18 protein-coding genes are annotated in these 17,220 nt (G+C 41.1%); 12 read left to right on the plus strand and 6 right to left on the minus strand.

All coding sequences use genetic code 11. From position 1 onward, the window contains the following. Positions 1–12 precede the first annotated feature (12 nt). From trpD to IEV69_RS10495, 6 genes are all read left to right on the plus strand, one after another. A complete protein-coding gene (gene trpD / locus IEV69_RS10470) occupies positions 13–1,005 on the plus strand; it encodes an anthranilate phosphoribosyltransferase (protein WP_188442219.1) in 993 nt (330 codons plus the stop codon). Next, positions 1,002–1,793, plus strand: coding sequence for an indole-3-glycerol phosphate synthase TrpC (gene trpC, locus IEV69_RS10475; RefSeq protein WP_188442221.1), 792 nt, complete (start codon positions 1,002–1,004; stop codon positions 1,791–1,793). The genes trpD and trpC overlap by 4 nt, the downstream gene beginning before the upstream one ends. Before the next feature lie 169 nt (positions 1,794–1,962). Continuing rightward, the gene (locus IEV69_RS10480) at positions 1,963–2,598 is read left to right on the plus strand and encodes a phosphoribosylanthranilate isomerase (protein ID WP_188442222.1); all 636 of its coding nucleotides are present in this window, start codon (positions 1,963–1,965) and stop codon (positions 2,596–2,598) included. Next, the gene (gene trpB, locus IEV69_RS10485; protein ID WP_188442224.1) at positions 2,585–3,769 is read left to right on the plus strand and encodes a tryptophan synthase subunit beta; all 1,185 of its coding nucleotides are present in this window, start codon (positions 2,585–2,587) and stop codon (positions 3,767–3,769) included. Before IEV69_RS10480 ends, trpB begins: the two co-directional genes overlap by 14 nt. After that, a complete protein-coding gene (trpA, locus tag IEV69_RS10490) occupies positions 3,766–4,536 on the plus strand; it encodes a tryptophan synthase subunit alpha (RefSeq protein WP_188442226.1) in 771 nt (256 codons plus the stop codon). The genes trpB and trpA overlap by 4 nt, the downstream gene beginning before the upstream one ends. Further along, positions 4,533–5,537: a bifunctional 3-deoxy-7-phosphoheptulonate synthase/chorismate mutase gene (locus IEV69_RS10495; RefSeq protein WP_188442227.1), complete on the plus strand. Its 1,005-nt coding sequence runs from the start codon at positions 4,533–4,535 to the stop codon at positions 5,535–5,537. The genes trpA and IEV69_RS10495 overlap by 4 nt, the downstream gene beginning before the upstream one ends. On the opposite strand, the gene IEV69_RS10500 is transcribed toward IEV69_RS10495, so the two are convergent. Next, the gene (locus IEV69_RS10500; RefSeq protein ID WP_188442228.1) at positions 5,534–5,902 is read right to left on the minus strand and encodes an RNA-binding S4 domain-containing protein; all 369 of its coding nucleotides are present in this window, start codon (positions 5,900–5,902) and stop codon (positions 5,534–5,536) included. The two genes, IEV69_RS10495 and IEV69_RS10500, sit on opposite strands and share 4 nt — an antisense overlap. A gap of 168 nt (positions 5,903–6,070) precedes the next feature. Here IEV69_RS10500 and IEV69_RS10505 point away from each other — a divergent pair, with 168 nt between their 5' ends. After that, the gene (locus IEV69_RS10505) at positions 6,071–6,988 is read left to right on the plus strand and encodes an FKBP-type peptidyl-prolyl cis-trans isomerase (protein ID WP_188442229.1); all 918 of its coding nucleotides are present in this window, start codon (positions 6,071–6,073) and stop codon (positions 6,986–6,988) included. Positions 6,989–7,071: 83 nt separating this feature from the next. On the opposite strand, the gene IEV69_RS10510 is transcribed toward IEV69_RS10505, so the two are convergent. Together IEV69_RS10510 and IEV69_RS10515 are read right to left on the minus strand one after the other, a co-directional pair. Further along, positions 7,072–8,025: a transketolase family protein gene (locus IEV69_RS10510; protein ID WP_188442230.1), complete on the minus strand. Its 954-nt coding sequence runs from the start codon at positions 8,023–8,025 to the stop codon at positions 7,072–7,074. 41 nt (positions 8,026–8,066) lie between these two features. Further along, entirely contained in the window at positions 8,067–8,912 is an 846-nt protein-coding gene (locus IEV69_RS10515) for a transketolase (protein ID WP_188442350.1), read from the minus strand. Between the two features lie 91 nt (positions 8,913–9,003). Between IEV69_RS10515 and IEV69_RS10520 the strand changes: the two genes are divergently transcribed. Further along, the gene (locus tag IEV69_RS10520) at positions 9,004–9,891 is read left to right on the plus strand and encodes a PhzF family phenazine biosynthesis protein (RefSeq protein WP_229741430.1); all 888 of its coding nucleotides are present in this window, start codon (positions 9,004–9,006) and stop codon (positions 9,889–9,891) included. Positions 9,892–10,132: 241 nt separating this feature from the next. Here IEV69_RS10520 and IEV69_RS10525 read toward each other — a convergent pair whose 3' ends face one another. The 3 genes from IEV69_RS10525 to IEV69_RS10535 all read right to left on the minus strand — a co-directional run bounded on the left by IEV69_RS10525 (position 10,133) and on the right by IEV69_RS10535 (position 12,540). After that, entirely contained in the window at positions 10,133–10,711 is a 579-nt protein-coding gene (locus tag IEV69_RS10525) for a YciE/YciF ferroxidase family protein (protein ID WP_188442231.1), read from the minus strand. A gap of 18 nt (positions 10,712–10,729) precedes the next feature. Beyond that, on the minus strand, positions 10,730–11,710 hold the full coding sequence (locus IEV69_RS10530) for a manganese catalase family protein (protein ID WP_188442233.1): 981 nt from the start codon (positions 11,708–11,710) through the stop codon (positions 10,730–10,732). A gap of 275 nt (positions 11,711–11,985) precedes the next feature. Next, on the minus strand, positions 11,986–12,540 hold the full coding sequence (locus IEV69_RS10535; protein WP_188442236.1) for a hypothetical protein: 555 nt from the start codon (positions 12,538–12,540) through the stop codon (positions 11,986–11,988). A 409-nt stretch (positions 12,541–12,949) separates the two neighbouring features. On the opposite strand from IEV69_RS10535, the gene tgt reads away from it, so the two are divergent. The 4 genes from tgt to IEV69_RS10555 are packed head-to-tail and all read left to right on the plus strand — an operon-like array spanning position 12,950 to position 17,083. Continuing rightward, positions 12,950–14,080, plus strand: a complete 1,131-nt coding sequence (tgt, locus tag IEV69_RS10540) for a tRNA guanosine(34) transglycosylase Tgt (RefSeq protein WP_188442238.1) — start codon at positions 12,950–12,952, stop codon at positions 14,078–14,080. A gap of 29 nt (positions 14,081–14,109) precedes the next feature. Beyond that, on the plus strand, positions 14,110–15,189 hold the full coding sequence (locus IEV69_RS10545; RefSeq protein ID WP_188442240.1) for an LptF/LptG family permease: 1,080 nt from the start codon (positions 14,110–14,112) through the stop codon (positions 15,187–15,189). Continuing rightward, a complete protein-coding gene (locus IEV69_RS10550; protein ID WP_188442242.1) occupies positions 15,173–16,078 on the plus strand; it encodes a DMT family transporter in 906 nt (301 codons plus the stop codon). Before IEV69_RS10545 ends, IEV69_RS10550 begins: the two co-directional genes overlap by 17 nt. 51 nt (positions 16,079–16,129) lie before the next feature. Next, positions 16,130–17,083: an acetyl-CoA carboxylase carboxyltransferase subunit alpha gene (locus tag IEV69_RS10555; RefSeq protein WP_188442243.1), complete on the plus strand. Its 954-nt coding sequence runs from the start codon at positions 16,130–16,132 to the stop codon at positions 17,081–17,083. The last annotated feature ends 137 nt before the right edge of the window (positions 17,084–17,220 follow it).

The raw sequence follows: 17,220 nt of genomic DNA on the forward strand, positions 1-17,220 counted from the left end.
AAGAGAATACACATGAAAGAGATTTTAGAATACCTCTATCAGCATAAAACACTGAGCAAAAAAGAAGCCAGGCAAATCTTGATGGACATTGCTTTAGAAAAATACAATCATAATGAAATTGCCTCTTTTTTAACGGCCTTCATCATGCGGAACATCACCATCGAAGAATTAAGAGGCTTTCGGGAAGCCTTGCTGGAGCTTGCCATCAAAGTGGATTTATCAGATTTTAACCCGATGGATGTGTGCGGTACTGGTGGAGACGGTAAAAATACTTTTAATGTTTCCACGCTCACTTCCCTTGTGGTGGCGGGAGCGGGCATTCCGGTTGCCAAACATGGGAATTATGGGGTTTCCTCCATTTCAGGCTCCTCCAATGTGCTGGAAGCGATGGGTGTTGTTTTTCATACCGATGAATCCAAACTCAAACAGCAACTCGACCAAGCAAACATCTGCTTTATGCACGCGCCCTTGTTTCATACTGCAATGCGGTTTGTGGCTCCGGTGAGAAGAGAGCTGGGTGTTAAAACCTTTTTCAATATGCTGGGTCCGCTGGTAAATCCCGCCCAACCGAAAATACAGATGACCGGTGTATTCAGTATGGAACTCGCCCGAATGTATCACTATCTTTTTCAGGAAGACGATATGCAATATGCCATAGTGTTTGGACTGGATGGCTATGACGAAATCACCCTGACTTCAGACACCAAAATCCTGACCAATGAGGAAGAATATATTACAAATGCGGCAGCTTTTGGTTTTGAAAAAACAACCCAAAGTGAAATTTACGGTGGGGAAACTATAGAAGACTCAGCCACAATTTTCAACAATATCCTTGACGGAAAAGGCACCCGGGCACAGAATCAGGTCGTGCTTGCCAATGCTGCGGTCGCCATGAAGAGCTATCACAACAAATACAACACAGAAACAGCTATACAGTTGGCTGAAGCATCCCTACTTGGAGGCAAAGCAAAACAAACACTCACAAAATTAATCGCGCTGCAATGAACATACTCGAAACCATCAAACAACATAAAATCAAAGAGGTAGCAAAGCAAAAAGCCATCTACCCCATAAAACTCCTGGAACAAAGTATTTTCTTTGAAAGTCCCTGTGTTTCTTTCTCTGAATATGTGGGAGATCCTAACCGCAGCGGAATCATCGCTGAGTTCAAACGAAAATCCCCCTCAAAAGGGGATATCAACAAATATGCAGACCCTGAAGACGTGACCATTGGTTATATGCAGGCAGGAGCAGCAGCTCTTTCTATTTTGACCGATGAACATTTTTTTGGTGCCAAAAAAGGAGATCTGTCCACGGCAAGGCGTTTTAATTACTGTCCCATCCTCAGAAAGGATTTTATCGTTGATGAGTATCAAATCATAGAGGCAAAATCCCTTGGCGCCGATGCGATTTTGCTGATTGCAAAAATGATTTCGGTCAGTGAAATTGATAACTTTACGGCCCTGGCACACCAACTGGGAATGGAAGTATTACTGGAAACCCATACGGAGGCTGAGGTATTAAACCATAGCGATAGCAAAGCAGATGCTTTTGGAATTAACAACAGGAATTTATCCACTTTTGAAGTTTCAGTGGAAAACAGCATCCGTTTGGCAGCAATGCTTCCAAAATCAAAACTAAAAATAGCCGAAAGCGGTATTGATTCCATAGCAACCATCAAGCAACTAAAGGCAAATGGGTTTGACGGATTTTTAATTGGCGAATACTTTATGAAACACAGCAATCCGGCGGCCAAATGTAAAGAATTGATAAATCAGTTACTAAAAGTTTAGTTGTTGATTTTTTAGTATTGATATTCTTTGTGTAACTCTGCGGTACAACTTTGAAAGACTCTAATAATAAAACTATACCACAGAGTAACACAAAGTATCGCAAAGTTTCACAGAGAAATTATAAATAAGAGTATTTAAAGACCTTAAAAATAAACTTGAGATTGTTATTATGAAAATTAAAATTTGCGGACTCAAAGACACGAATAATATAAGACAGGTTTCAGAAGCAAATCCGGACTATATGGGATTTATCTTTTATCCGAAATCACCCAGGTATGTGGGCCAGGAGCTCTCAAAAGATACATTGGAAACGATTCCTGAAAGTATCGTAAAAACTGCTGTGTTTGTCGATGAATCAGTAGAGAATATAATGAACAAAGTGAACAACTATGGTTTTGAGGCGATCCAGTTGCACGGCGATGAATCACCGGCAATATGCAAGGAACTTAAAGAACAAAATCTAACAGTTATCAAAGCGTTCGCCATTGAAGAAACCTTTGATTTTACAAAGCTGATTCCTTATGAAACCCATTGCGATTACTTTTTATTTGATACCAAAACACCGGCTTTCGGCGGAAGCGGAAAAACGTTTGACTGGACCTTATTGTCACAACACCAATTGGTAACCCCGTTCTTTTTGAGCGGCGGATTGGGAGTTGAAAATCTGGATGCCATTTTAAAATTAAAAAACGATAAGCTCTATGGGCTAGATTTCAACAGCAAACTGGAAGACGCTCCGGGTTTAAAAAATATACAAATGATAAATAAGGTGCTGGACACCATTAGAAACTATGAACACATTTAGTCCGAATAAAGAAGGGTTTTACGGCGAATTTGGAGGTGCTTTTGTGCCCGAAATGCTGTATCCCAATGTGCAGGAACTTCAAAACCGCTATCGAGAAATCATTGAAACCGATGACTTTCAAAAAGAATTCAGGGAGCTGATGCGGGATTATGTGGGGCGTCCTACACCGCTGTTTTATTCTAAAAACCTTTCAGAAGAACACAATGCACAGATATATTTAAAACGGGAAGATTTGAACCATACGGGGGCACATAAAATTAATAACACGATTGGACAAATTCTCGTTGCAAAAAAGCTAAACAAAAAGCGCATCATTGCTGAAACCGGTGCCGGTCAGCACGGTGTTGCCACAGCTACAGCCTGTGCCCTGATGGGAATGAAGTGTGTGATTTATATGGGCGCGGTTGATATCGAAAGACAAAAACCCAATGTTGACAGAATGAAACTTTTGGGAGCAGAGGTGGTTTCCGCTACCAGTGGAAGCAAGACATTGAAAGACGCCACCAATGAAGCCATCAGGGCGTGGATCAACAACCCTGTGGATACCCATTATATCATCGGCTCTGTTGTGGGTCCCCATCCTTATCCCGATATGGTGGCGATGTTTCAAAGCGTGATCAGTGAAGAGATAAAGGTTCAGCTTCTGGAAAAAACCAGGAATGAAGATCCTGACTATGTGATTGCGTGTTTGGGTGGCGGCAGCAATGCCATCGGGGCTTTTTATCATTTTATTGATAACAACAAGACAAAACTTATCGCCGTGGAGGCCGGAGGGGAAGGGGTTCATTCCGGAAAAACGGCAGCAACCATTGCCCTTGGTAAAAGAGGTATCATTCACGGAAGCAAAACGTATCTCATTCAAACAGAAGACGGCCAGGTTGTAGAACCCCATTCTATTTCCGCCGGGTTGGACTATCCCGGGATTGGTCCCGTGCACGCTTATTTGAACGATACCCAAAAAGCAACGGTTGTTTCTGTAACGGATCAGGAAGCACTTGTGGCAGCTAAAGAACTATCACAAAAAGACGGAATCATACCTGCATTGGAATCGGCACACGCGCTGGCCTATTTAAAGAAGATGACCTTTAAAAAAGAAGATGTCGTGGTGATCAACCTTTCCGGAAGGGGTGATAAGGATATGGCGACTTATCAAAAACATTTTAAGCTATGAGTACCAGGATACAATCAATTTTTAAAAGGAGGGACAATATTCTCTCCGTGTATTTCACCGCAGGATATCCCGCGCTTGAAGACACGCTGGAGATTGTTAAAAACCTCGATGCAGCCGGTGTTGATTTGATCGAAATAGGGATGCCTTTTTCAGACCCGCTGGCAGATGGTCCGGTAATACAGGAAAGCAGTCAGCAGGCCATCAAAAATGGAATGACCATCAAGTTGCTTTTTGAGCAATTAAAGGGGTTGCGTGACATAACTGAAATTCCGGTCGTGTTGATGGGGTATTTAAATCCCGTGATGCAATATGGCGAGGAAGCTTTTATATCTAAATGTGCTGAAGTGGGCGTTGACGGAATTATTTTACCCGACTTGCCTTTGGATATCTACACAAAACATTGGAAAACGATGTGTGAGAAGGAAGGTGTTTCAAACATTTTTTTAATCACGCCCCAATCTTCAGTAGAACGCATCAAAGCCATCGACGATGCTTCCAATGCGTTTGTTTATGTGGTTTCATCAAACAGCATTACCGGTTCCAACAAGAAATTTGACCGTCAAACAGCGTATTATAAAAGCATCCAACAACTGGAATTAAAGAATCCCACCCTGATTGGTTTTGGGATACACGACAAAGAAACATTTGAAAGCGCCTGTACATACAGTAAGGGTGTGATTATTGGCAGTGCATTCATCAGGCATATCACCGCAGAAGGCATCAGCAAAGAATCCATTCAGGAATTTGTAAAAAATATAAAGTCATGATTATACAATTAGATAGAAATATTTCGCTTCAGCACATGGAAGCTATTGAAGAAGTATTGGAACAATTCAAGATCAAAGCGGTGGATATCAAAACCCAGAGCCAATTTTACAAGGTGGCTGTGTTGAAAAATGAATTTGACCTGAGGCGGCTGGGAAGGTTGCCGGGAGTCAAAGACATTCATCGCGTAACCGACGCCTATAAACTGGTATCCCGAAAGTGGAAAGTGAATCCAACTTCCATAGACTTGGGCGATGGTGTGCAGATTAACGAAAATAATTTCACCCTCATGGCCGGCCCGTGTTCCATTGAAAGTGAGGAACAAATAGAAGCTGTAGTTGAACAATTGGTTAAAAATAATATTAAAATAATGCGGGGTGGCGTATACAAACCACGCAGTTCGCCCTATGCTTTCCGGGGGTTGGGTATTGAGGGGTTAAAATCATTTCACCGCATTTGCCGTGCTAATGGCATAAAAATCATCACTGAAGTGATGCAGGTCTCCCAGATAGAAGAAATGATGGAGTATGTTGATATCTTTCAGGTGGGCGCGCGCAATACGCAGAATTTTAACCTACTGGATGCATTGGGAGCGGTTGACAAACCGGTGATGATCAAACGAGGCATATCAGGAAGTATCGACGAACTCCTGCAATCTGCCGAATATGTTTTTTCTGCCGGTAATGAAAAGCTGTTGCTCTGTGAGCGCGGCATCCGCACTTTTGAAGGAGCTTACAGAAATACTTTTGATATCAATGCCATTCCCATTTTAAAAGAAAAAAGTCATCTGCCGGTCATTGCAGATCCATCGCACGGCATTGGAATAAGAAAACACGTGGAGCGCATTACTTTAGCGGCGCTTGTGGCAGGAGCAGACGGTGCGATTGTCGAGATGCATCACGAGCCTGAAAAAGCCTTTTCAGACGGGCAGCAAACACTGGACTTTGATGAATTCTCAACCCTGGTTGCCAAAATTAAAAAACTCCGGGAAGTAGCAGTTTAATCTTCTTCCACAAAGTCATCCAGGTCCCGGCGGTCTTTTTTAGTGGGACGGCCGGTGCCTTTTTTGCGGTAATAGTCTTTTGAATATTTAAGAAGTTCCAGTTTTTCAAGGTTTTCTTTGGGTGTAATATCCTTTCGGTAGATATCAACAAGCTTGGCTCCCAGTCTGGATTCAGGGATGTCGAGCACTTCGAGTACATAATCCACCTGATTTTTACGCACTTGAACCTGATCACCGGGATACACTTCCCGTGAGGGCTTTACATTGTCTCCTTGTATCTTTACTTTTCCGGTCCTACAGGCATTGGTAGCAATGCTTCTGGTCTTAAAATAGCGCACACACCATAAATATTTATCCACTCTCATACTAAGCCCACTTAAAAATAGTTAATCTTTTAGACAAAAATAAGAGATTATTGTATCTTCGCCAGCAAAATAAAAGAGAATCAACGCCCATAGTGGGTTCAAAATAAAAAACAGTTATTTTCAAGCATTTAATGTATTGAAAAACAACGGCTAATAAACTTAATTTAAATGAAAAGCACCTATAGATTTTTAACTTTGATTTTATTAACTGCATTGGTAGTTAGTTCTTGCAGAAGAGATGATGAAGGCCCTGAACGAATTCCTGAGCGTGATCGTGCAGCTGAAGTAACAGCTGCAACGGCAGAGATTGAAGCTTTTCTTCAGACACATTTTTATAATTATGAGGATTTTGAAAATCCGACACCCAATTTTGATTATAAAATTGTCTTTGATACCATAGCAGGTGAAAATGCAGATAAAACTCCGTTAATTGAGCAGGTAATGACCAAGCAGGTATTTGACAGAGTAAAGCCTGAGGTTATTTATACTTTATACTACTTAAAAGTAAAAGAGGGCGAAGGAGATTCACCACTTTATGCTGATGAAGCATTGGTTACTTACAAAGGACAGTTTTTAAATCTAGACACCTTTGATGCTTCTGACGCACCAATCAAATTTGATTTAACACAAGTTGTTACCGGATTTCAACAGGGAGTTATTGAATTAAGTGGAGCCACAAACATAATAGAAAACCCTGATGGCACACTTACATTTGAAGGCTTTGGAGCCGGTGCTGTTTTTGTGCCTTCAGGATTGGGTTATTGGCTTAATTCTCCTTCCGGAATACCGGTATATTCTCAACTTATTTTCACCTATAAATTGTATGATGTCACCACAGACATTGATCATGATTCGGATGGGGTTCCTTCTTTACTGGAGGATTTAAATGGCAATGAATATTTGGGAGATGATGATACTGATGAAAATGGTGTTCCAAACTATTTGGATACTGATGATGATGGAGACGGTGTAGAAACTATTGATGAAATTATCATTAACCCTGACGGTACTGTTGAGTATCCCGATTCAAGCGGGAATGGTATACCTGATTACCTAGACCCTGATTATCCTGTTTTAAATAATTAATTCCAAAAATTTAAATAAAATAAAAATCCCCCGAAAATACTTCCGGGGGATTTTTTTTGAAGCAAACGTAGGCGTTGTTCAATTTATTTTCGCTGTAGTACTTTTTTTACAGCCTTGACAATGGCATCTGCATTGAGACCATATTTTTCCATCAGCTGTGCGGGTGTGCCTGATTCGCCAAAGGTATCCTGTGTGGCAACAAATTCCTGTGGGGTAGGGTGATTTTCAGCGAGCACACGGGCAACGCTTTCTCCCAGTCCACCTAAAAAGTTATGTTCTTCGGCAGTGACGATACAGCCTGTCTTTTTAATACTGTTTAAGATAGCTTCGTTGTCAAGGGGCTTGATGGTGTGTATGTTGATGATTTCGGCGTGTATGCCTTCCTTTTCAAGAGTTTCAGCAGCTTGAATAGCTTCCCATACCAAATGACCGGTCGCGACGATCGTCACGTCGTTTCCTTCGGTGAGTTGCACGGCTTTACCAATTTCAAATGTCTGACCTTCCGGAGTGAAGTTTGCTACTGAGGGCCTTCCAAATCTGAGGTAAACAGGTCCCTCGTGTTCAGCGATGGCAAGGGTTGCGGCTTTGGTCTGGTTATAATCACACGGATTGATCACCGTCATCCCCGGCAACATTTTCATTAAACCGATGTCTTCCAGGATCTGGTGGGTGGCACCGTCTTCTCCAAGCGTTACGCCGGCGTGGGATGCACATATTTTTACATTCTTACCGCTGTAAGCTATGCTTTGTCTTATCTGGTCATACACCCTTCCGGTAGAGAAGTTGGCAAAGGTTCCGGTAAAGGGAATTTTACCGCCTATGGTCAGACCGGCAGCAATGCCCATCATATTGGCTTCAGCAATGCCCACCTGAAAGAAACGCTCCGGGTGGTTTTTCTGAAACTCATCCATTTTCAAAGAACCGGTAAGGTCGGCACAAAGGGCTACCACGTTTGGGTTTGTTTTTCCTAATTCGGTCATGCCTGCTCCAAAACCGCTTCGGGTGTCCTTATTGCCTGTGTTTGTGAATTTTTTCATATTATGTCCGCCTTCGGCGGGTAGCTTTTAATTATACTTTTTTAATAGTCCCCTAATGTTTCAGGGTTTTGCGCCAAGGCCGTTTCGAGCTGCTCATCATTGGGTGCCTTGCCGTGCCACGCGTGGGTGTGCATCATAAAGTCCACGCCGTGGCCCATCACCGTATGCATTAGCACACAAACAGGCTTTCCGTTGCCTGTTCTTGACTTGGCCTCCTGCATGGTTTTGATGACCGCTTCGAGATTGTTTCCTTCCTTCAGGATAAGTACATCCCATCCAAAGGCTTCCATTTTTGCTGTCAGGTTGCCTAATGGCAATACGGTATCGGTAGCACCATCAATTTGCTGGCCGTTGTAATCCACTGTTACGATGAGGTTGTCCACCTTGTTTCCGGCTGCATACATAATGGCCTCCCAGTTTTGACCTTCCTGCAACTCACCATCCCCGCACAGGGTATAGACGAGTTTGTCATCGTTGTTTAGTTTTTTGGAAAGGGCAGCACCAATGGATACTGAAATCCCTTGTCCCAATGAACCGGATGCAATGCGCACACCGGGCAGTCCTTCGTGGGTGGTGGGGTGGCCTTGTAGCCTGGAATCCAGATGACGAAAGGTGCGCAGCTCTTCAACGGGAAAATATCCGCTGCGAGCCAACACACTGTAAAAAACAGGGGAGATGTGACCGTTTGAAAGAAAGAAAAGGTCTTCACCCTTTCCGTCCATATTAAAATTGGTATCGTGCTCCATCAGGACGTTGTAGAGGGCCACAAAGAATTCTGTACAACCCAAAGATCCTCCCGGGTGGCCTGAATTAACTTTGTGAACTTGTCTCAGGATGTCCCGTCTTACCTGGGTTACCAGATTTTCCAGTTGATTGATGTCTGTCATAACAGTGAAGTAAAATTTATCCGTCAAAAATAAGACTTTATATGCCCCCGTCAAAGGAAATAAAAATGAGTTTTTAACGAACTGTTGTTAATTGTTTTTTTGTTTCCTCATTCACCGGCTTGTCCTGTTTTGTTTAATTCTCTACTTTAGCGGAAGCTACCACACAGGAACTTTAATGCACACAACGATGAACAAAACCATCTATCAGGTAGATTCTTTTACCGATGTACCCTTTAAGGGAAACCCCGCCGGCGTGATGCTGCTGGACACGGAACTTACTGAAGAGCAGATGCAGAACATTGCCATGGAGATGAACCTATCAGAAACGGCCTTTGTCCTTGCAGCGGGTGACCACTTCAACATCCGGTTCTTTACGCCCACGAGCGAAATTGCCCTCTGCGGACACGCCACCCTGGCAAGCGCCCACATCCTGTATGAGACCGGAGGCGTAAACCCTCAGGACGCCATTCGTTATAAAACGACACAGACAGTCTTGAACATCATCAAAGTGGATAACTGCATCCAAATGGGCCTGCCGGAATATGCCCTTGAAAGAACCACGCTTGACTATGACTTCCAAAGCATCCTGGGCTGGGAACCTTTGGAAACCTGGTACAGCAATAAATGGTCCATCGCTGTGGCCGAAACCGAAGCACAAATACAAAACACCCGGCCTGATTTTGCCCTGCTAAAGAAACACAATATGGAAAGCCTCATCATCACTGCCAAAAGCAGCAGAGAAGATGTGGATATCGTGGCGCGTTGTTTTGTGCCCGAAGTGGGTATCAATGAAGACCCGGTTACCGGCTCTGCCCATTGTGCGCTGGCACCCCTATGGGCGGGAAAGCTCAACAAAAAGGAACTCACCTCAAGACAACTCTCCACCCGCGGCGGATTGTTGGACCTGAAACTCAACAAGGGCTTGGTCGAGATTACCGGCAAAGCGGTCACCATCTTTAAAGCAACGCTTGTTATTTAATGCCTTTTTGTTTAAACCTTTACACAGCAAAACATAGAAATGTACTACTCTAAATAGATAGAAGCCACGTTGGCTAATGACGTGGCTTCTTTATATTAAATGTATAGATCTTATTAAACCATACCCAAGATCCACCAGATCACAAAAAAAGCGATGATGGTTCCAAAGCAACCACAGCCTAATTTTTTTGCTCCGTACCCTGCAATTAATCCTTTGAAAAGTTTATTCATGGTGGGTGGGTTTATACATCTGCTTGCGCAGCTTCTATGTTTATAGCGTTTTTAGCTACTTCAGAGAGTTTTTGATCAGCTGCTTTTTCTTCTTTGAGTGTCTTTTCAAGCAGTGATGCTGCTTCATTTAAGCCCAGTGTTTCTGCAAACTGTCGAAGGGTACCATAGGTTGCAATTTCATAATGTTCTACTTTTTGACCGGCCGAAATAATTCCTGCATCGCGCATTACACCTTCTTCGCTTGATTCCATGATTTCTTCTGCTTCTTTGATCAGACCGGCCATGGCCTCACATTTTTTAGCTTCCGGTTTTTTGTCTATGGATTCAAAAACCTCTTCCAATCGGGTGATTTGGTCTTCTGTTTCGGCAAGATGACTGCTGAGGGCGTCAATTAATTTTTTAGAGGTTGCTTTTTTAACCATCTTAGGGATGGCTTTGGTCAACGCTTTTTCAGCCCAGTAGATGTCTTTCAATCCATCCTCAAACAATTCCCTGAGTTGAGATGATTTCATACTGTCCTTTGTCGAACTTCCATTTGACTGATTTCCGTTTTGTGAAATAGTCGCTGTACTTGATTTATTGTTTTCCATTTTTTTTGTTTTAAATTGTTATTTATTCTTGTTGTCGTTGTTTTTTTGGGCTTCGACCTGCTCTTCATAAACAGACCAACTCATCACCCCGTTTTCCGGTTTGTTGGCCTTTTCTACTTTTTCTTTGCGTTCTTTACTCAGTGTCTTGTTGTCTTTTTGAACAGACTTTTCTGTTCTGTCTGTGCCCTTGGCTTCTTCATCCAGCAGGCCATTGGTGTCTTCAACGCGTTGCTGTGGGTTGTCTATAAACTGCCAGTCTTCGCCCATCTCAGGGCTTTTGCCTTCATTCCAGGGGCCTTTAAAGTCATTGCCTTTGGACATGTTGAAATATTTGTTGCTGTATCGGGGGTCGCTTTGCAAGATACCGGGAGGGAAGTTTGGCTTGATGTTTTCCAGGGCTGCCTGAAACATCTGAAAGTGTGCCACCTCACGGGTCATTAAATACCGCAAAGATTCTTTGACATAGACATCGTCTGTAAATTTCAAGAGGTTTTCATAGACCATTTTGGCACTGGTTTCTGCACCCACATTCAAACGAAGGTCTGCCGTCAAATCGCCCATTCCCATAATGTAAGAGGCACTCCAGGGGTTGCCAACGCTATCGGTAAGGGTGGGGGTGCCGCCGCTTACCAGAAAGAAATGCGGATTGATCATCGCATCGTTGATATACGTTTCCTTGGCTGCTGTGCCGTCCAGCATCTTGGTGAGGTCAGATTCGTCAGCAGCATTTTTCAGTTCTCCGTTGACACCGGTGAGCAGCATTTGAATGGTTGCACCCACAATCTCGAGGTGACTAAATTCTTCGGTAGCAATGTCCATGAGCATATCATACTCGGCAGGATATGCTTTCCGGCAGCCAAAGGCCTGTACAAAATACTGCATGGCAGCTTTGAGCTCGCCGTTGGGCCCTCCAAATTGCTCCAGGAGTAGTTTAGCAAAACGCACATCCGGCTTTGAAACCCGTGCATTGAATTGTAATTCTTTTACATGATGAAACATACTTTAAGGTATTAGGTATTTATTAGAAATTTAGTGATAAACAGATTTTATCACGCATTTTTGAGTACATAAAAGTATGGCTGTTAGTAAATTAGGGCGTTACACAAATAATGGGAATCGTTACATATTTTACAGTTAGCGCTTTGGATACAACGCACAATGTGCCCCCTGCCGGGTAGCCGCTTTGTATTCAGTAGTTTTTGTTTGTAAGGAGGGTGGGTATGAAAAACGGAATGACCGTTAAAGCCATTCCGTTTGTATATACTCTAGGTATTCTAACTGTGAATTTCTTCAGCTTTGTTTGAACGCCAGTTGTTCTCAAGATATTCAGCATCTTCTTCGTTACGTGGCTTGACACCGATAACAATCTGTCCTTCTTTGATTCCCGATTCGTATAACTCAGCACGTGCTTCAGGAATTCCTGAACCTACCAGTGCACCAATTACACCTCCTGTGATTCCGCCGGCACCTGCACCGGCCAAACCTGCTGCGATGGGGCCTGCAATAACAATCCCAAGACCGGGTATTGCAATACTGGTCCCGATGGCTGCGATAACACCTGCAGCGGCACCTATCGTGCCACCAATGGCAGAACCTTTTCCTGCACTTTCGGCAGCTTTGGTTCCTATTTCAGTTTCTTTGGCTTCATCAGAGAAATGTTTTTTACGGGTCTCATCAGACATTACTAAATTGATTTCGTCTTTTTTGTACCCTCTATCCTGCAAAGTGTTGTATGCTTGTTCTGAACTTTCACGGTCCCGAAACATACCTGTTAATAAAACTCCGTCATTTTCCTGGTTATCATCCCTGCGATTTTGATCTTCTCTCATTTTAATTTTTATTTAAATTGTGAAGAGTTAATTATATAACTCATTATTAGTTCACAAAGGTGCTACACATGAATTTAAATAGCTTTACACCTTTAGAACAAGATGTTACACCTTTCGCAGATGTTGTGTTCAAGAGAACATCAAATGGGCTTATGGAAAATGGGCTTATGGAGGTGAAGGTTTGCTGTGTTTAAGGTGTTTTAAAAAAATGTAAAGTTGTATCTTCTTATGTAGTTATTTGAACTTAGACAAGCTCAAGGCTGTTACTCATAGATACTTTATGTTACTTGAAATCATAATAAACCAAGTCACGAACAAGTTTTAATAGATGTAAAAATTTATATGAAAAAAGGGGACGCAATTTTTCACTTCTATTGGTTACCTTTGCCGCTCATTTGATTTATGAACCATGAAGTTTGAATTAAAATCCAAAGACCCGGAAAGTAAGGCCAGAGCAGGAGTTATCACAACTGATCACGGGCAGATTGAAACACCCATTTTTATGCCTGTGGGAACTGTGGGAACTGTAAAAGGTGTGCACCAGCGTGAGCTAAAAGATGATATAAACCCGGATATTATATTGGGTAATACCTATCATTTATATCTGAGGCCACAAACAACGATTTTGGAAAAAGCAGGGGGGTTGCACAAGTTTATGAATTGGGATAGAAATATTCTAACAGACAGTGGAGGGTATCAAGTATATTCGCTTTCTGCTAATAGAAAAATTAAAGAAGAGGGTGTAAAATTTAAATCACATATTGATGGCAGTTATCATTTTTTCACTCCTGAAAATGTGATGGATATTCAGCGCACTATTGGCGCAGACATTATAATGGCTTTTGACGAATGCACTCCCTATCCTTGTGATTACAGGTATGCGAAACGCTCGATGCATATGACTCATCGCTGGTTAGACCGCTGTATTGCCCATCTCGATAAGACTCCACTTAAATATGATTTTGGACAAGCATTCTTTCCAATTGTACAAGGGAGTACTTATAAAGATTTGCGACAACAGTCTGCAGAGTATATTGCATCAGTTGGAGCTGAAGGGAATGCCATTGGCGGACTTTCAGTGGGTGAGCCTGCTGAGGAAATGTATGCTATGACAGAAGTTGTAACGGCAATACTACCGGAAGATAAACCACGTTATTTAATGGGTGTTGGAACGCCCATCAATATTCTTGAAAATATAGCTTTAGGAATAGATATGTTTGATTGTGTGATGCCTACTCGTAATGCGCGCAACGGGACCCTATTTACAGCACACGGCACCATTAACATTAAAAACAAAAAATGGGAAGATGATTTTTCTCCATTAGACGAAATGGGAATTACTTTTGTGGATATTGAATATTCCAAGGCGTATTTAAAACATTTATTTTCTGTGAATGAATTGTTAGGGAAACAAATTGCCACCATTCACAATTTAGGTTTTTATTTATGGTTGGTTCGTGAATCCAGAAAACATATATTAGCAGGAGATTTCAACACTTGGAAAAACAAGATGGTAAAACAAATGGACAAGCGCTTGTAGTTAACCAATAAGTAAAAGCTTATTTTAGTATGCTTACAATAATAGACCGCTACATTTTAAAAAAATACCTGGGCACATTTTTAATGCTGCTGTTGTTGTTTATACCAATTGGAATTACTGTTAACCTTGCAGAAAAGATTGGAAAAATTCTTGAAAGTGAGGTTCCGTTGATTGAAGTGATTACTTATTATGGTTACTTTACAATCTATTTTGCCAACCTGTTATTTCCATTGTTTTTATTTCTTTCTGTTATTTGGTTTACTTCCAAAATGGCCAATAATACAGAGATTGTTGCAGTGTTGAGTAGTGGTATTTCTTTTTATCGGTTTTTGAGGCCTTATTTGATTGGAGCAACCATTGTATGTATAGGTGCTTTGGTTATGGGAATGTATTTAGCACCAATGGCCAGCAAGGGCTATAATGAGTTTTCTTACCGTTACTTAAAAAAAGGGAAATCTGATCGTGACCAGGCAAATGTGTACAGGCAAATCAACGACAATGATGTTATTTTTGTAAGCAGTTTTAATGCCGCAAATAAGTCGGGCACTTTTTTTACCCTGGAGCATTTTGAGGGAAATGAACTTGAATATAAAATTTCAGCCAACCGCATCAATTTTAATGAAGCAGATTCAACGTATACCTTATTCAATTATGTGAAACGAGAAATTGGTAAAGAAAATGATGTTTTAATCACAAAATCACGTTTTGACACTATTTTTCCATTTGAGATGGATGACTTGACTCCGGTTAACTACATTGCCGAAACATTGAACTACAACGAGCTGAATGATTTTATTGACAAAGAATTGAAGCGGGGCTCTTCCTATATAAACCGCTATGAGGTTGTGCGTCAAAAACGTTGGAGTCTTCCTGTAAGTGCTTATATATTAACTCTGATTGCCGTTGCAGTATCTTCTAAAAAAAGACGAGGTGGAATGGGAGTAAACCTGGCCATAGGTATCTTAATAGGAATGGTTTTCGTCTTTTTTGATAAAGTTTTTGGGACCATGGCAGAACAATCTGATTTTTCACCTTTTGTAGCTACATGGTTCCCCAATATAATTTTTGGTGTATTGGCTATTTACTTACTCTATGGGGCAAAACGATAAATTACTCAACTATTTACACCTTCATTTTATAGTATTTATCTGGGGGTTTACTGCGGTTTTAGGAGCACTCATCACATTAGAAGCAACCCCATTGGTGTGGTTTAGAATGTTGATTGCCTGTGTATTGATTTATGTTTATGTTGTTTGGAAGCGCATTAAACTTCAATACCCACCACTTGTTTTGATGGGTTTTTTTATTGCCGGTTTTATCATCGCTCTTCATTGGGTTACGTTTTTTGCAGCCATTAAAGAATCAAATGTTTCAATAACCCTTGCTATACTTTCAACAGGCGCCTTTTTTACTTCATTGCTGGAGCCGCTTTTTTACAAGCGAAAAATTATTTGGTATGAGGTCTTATTTGGTATGTTTGTCATTTTTGGACTCTACATAATTTTTGAAGTTGAAACCCAATATTTGACCGGTATTCTACTTGCTTTAGCTTCTGCTTTTTTAAGCGCTTTATTTTCAGTAATTAATGGAAAATTTGCGGTTAAATATCCGGCCACATCCATTTCATTTTGGGAACTCTTATCAGGAACACTTTGTATTACATTATTTTTGATTATTGGTGGGCATTTTGATATCAGCTTCTTTACACTTTCTGGATCAGACTGGGTGTATTTATTCATTTTAGCATCTGCCTGTACAGCCTATGCTTTTATCGCCTCAGTACATGTGATGAAGTGGATCAAACCCTATACTGTAATGCTGACCATCAATTTGGAACCTGTATATGGAATTTTATTAGCCCTTCTTATTTTGGGTGATACCGAGCATATGAGTCCGCAATTTTATTATGGTGCATTGGTCATTATTGCAACCGTTATTTTAAACGGAATAATCAAAACCCGTAAAAAGCGAAAAAGCAAACCAATATACAATGCCTAATCAAACAAAGTTTTTATCTTTGTAGGCTAAGTTTACTAAAAACCAAAACCAATGGAATATCTTGATTTTGAACTCCCCATAAAGGAACTTAATGAACAACTGGAAAAGTGTACAGTTATAGGTAAGGAAAGTGATGTTGATGTAACAGAAACCTGTAAACAGATTGAAAAAAAATTAATTGCTACAAAGAAAGATATCTATAAAAATCTAACTCCCTGGCAGCGTGTATTACTTTCAAGACACCCCAACCGTCCCTATACCCTAGATTATATCAAAGCCATTTGTGGTGAAACCTTTCTAGAACTTCACGGTGATCGTGGTGTTAAAGATGATAAGGCTATGATTGGTGGTTTAGGAAAAATTGGTGACCAAAGTTTTATGTTTGTTGGTCAGCAAAAAGGATACAATACCAAGACCCGTCAATACAGAAATTTTGGTATGGCAAATCCCGAAGGTTACAGAAAGGCCCTTCGTTTGATGAAATCTGCTGAAAAATTTCGCATTCCTGTGGTCACATTTATTGATACCCCCGGAGCTTATCCCGGACTGGAAGCTGAAGAGCGCGGTCAAGGAGAAGCGATAGCCCGAAATATTTTTGAGATGTCTAAGCTTAAAGTTCCCATCATTGTTGTAATTGTTGGAGAGGGAGCCAGTGGTGGAGCATTGGGAATCGGCGTAGGTGATAAGATCTTAATGCTTGAAAACACATGGTATTCTGTAATTTCACCTGAAAGTTGTTCTTCAATTCTTTGGAAAAGCTGGGAGTTTAAAGAACAGGCGGCTGAAGCATTGAAACTTACAGCAACTGATATGAAGAAAAACAAGCTTATTGATGCTATTGTTAAGGAACCACTTGGAGGAGCTCATACTGACAGAGAAACAACTTTTAAAACAGTTTCCAAAGAAATTTTAAAGGCATATGAAGAATTAAAAAACTTATCCCCAAAAGATTTGGTAGAAAAAAGAATGAATAAATATTTTGAAATGGGACCCTATAAAAGTTAACCACTAATAATTTCACTCGCTTACAAAAATCCGGTTTTTTTAAATCGGATTTTTTTTACGATATTAACAATATTTAAAAGTTATTAACAATTAAATTGTTGATGAAGTGTTAAGAGTTCTGAGTTCAAAAAACTATC

The organism is Planktosalinus lacus (assembly GCF_014640155.1).
GTDB classification, from domain to species: domain Bacteria; phylum Bacteroidota; class Bacteroidia; order Flavobacteriales; family Flavobacteriaceae; genus Planktosalinus; species Planktosalinus lacus.

What these genes read in the sequence shown, in the direction of transcription:
- trpD (WP_188442219.1), top strand. Translation starts at nt 13, where the DNA reads ATGAAAGAGATTTTAGAATACCTCTATCAGCATAAAACACTGAGCAAA.
- trpC (WP_188442221.1), top strand. Translation starts at nt 1,002, where the DNA reads ATGAACATACTCGAAACCATCAAACAACATAAAATCAAAGAGGTAGCA.
- IEV69_RS10480 (WP_188442222.1), top strand. Translation starts at nt 1,963, where the DNA reads ATGAAAATTAAAATTTGCGGACTCAAAGACACGAATAATATAAGACAG.
- trpB (WP_188442224.1), top strand. Translation starts at nt 2,585, where the DNA reads ATGAACACATTTAGTCCGAATAAAGAAGGGTTTTACGGCGAATTTGGA.
- trpA (WP_188442226.1), top strand. Translation starts at nt 3,766, where the DNA reads ATGAGTACCAGGATACAATCAATTTTTAAAAGGAGGGACAATATTCTC.
- IEV69_RS10495 (WP_188442227.1), top strand. Translation starts at nt 4,533, where the DNA reads ATGATTATACAATTAGATAGAAATATTTCGCTTCAGCACATGGAAGCT.
- IEV69_RS10500 (WP_188442228.1), bottom strand. Translation starts at nt 5,902, where the DNA reads ATGAGAGTGGATAAATATTTATGGTGTGTGCGCTATTTTAAGACCAGA.
- IEV69_RS10505 (WP_188442229.1), top strand. Translation starts at nt 6,071, where the DNA reads ATGAAAAGCACCTATAGATTTTTAACTTTGATTTTATTAACTGCATTG.
- IEV69_RS10510 (WP_188442230.1), bottom strand. Translation starts at nt 8,025, where the DNA reads ATGAAAAAATTCACAAACACAGGCAATAAGGACACCCGAAGCGGTTTT.
- IEV69_RS10515 (WP_188442350.1), bottom strand. Translation starts at nt 8,912, where the DNA reads ATGACAGACATCAATCAACTGGAAAATCTGGTAACCCAGGTAAGACGG.
- IEV69_RS10525 (WP_188442231.1), bottom strand. Translation starts at nt 10,711, where the DNA reads ATGGAAAACAATAAATCAAGTACAGCGACTATTTCACAAAACGGAAAT.
- IEV69_RS10530 (WP_188442233.1), bottom strand. Translation starts at nt 11,710, where the DNA reads ATGTTTCATCATGTAAAAGAATTACAATTCAATGCACGGGTTTCAAAG.
- IEV69_RS10535 (WP_188442236.1), bottom strand. Translation starts at nt 12,540, where the DNA reads ATGAGAGAAGATCAAAATCGCAGGGATGATAACCAGGAAAATGACGGA.
- tgt (WP_188442238.1), top strand. Translation starts at nt 12,950, where the DNA reads ATGAAGTTTGAATTAAAATCCAAAGACCCGGAAAGTAAGGCCAGAGCA.
- IEV69_RS10545 (WP_188442240.1), top strand. Translation starts at nt 14,110, where the DNA reads ATGCTTACAATAATAGACCGCTACATTTTAAAAAAATACCTGGGCACA.
- IEV69_RS10550 (WP_188442242.1), top strand. Translation starts at nt 15,173, where the DNA reads ATGGGGCAAAACGATAAATTACTCAACTATTTACACCTTCATTTTATA.
- IEV69_RS10555 (WP_188442243.1), top strand. Translation starts at nt 16,130, where the DNA reads ATGGAATATCTTGATTTTGAACTCCCCATAAAGGAACTTAATGAACAA.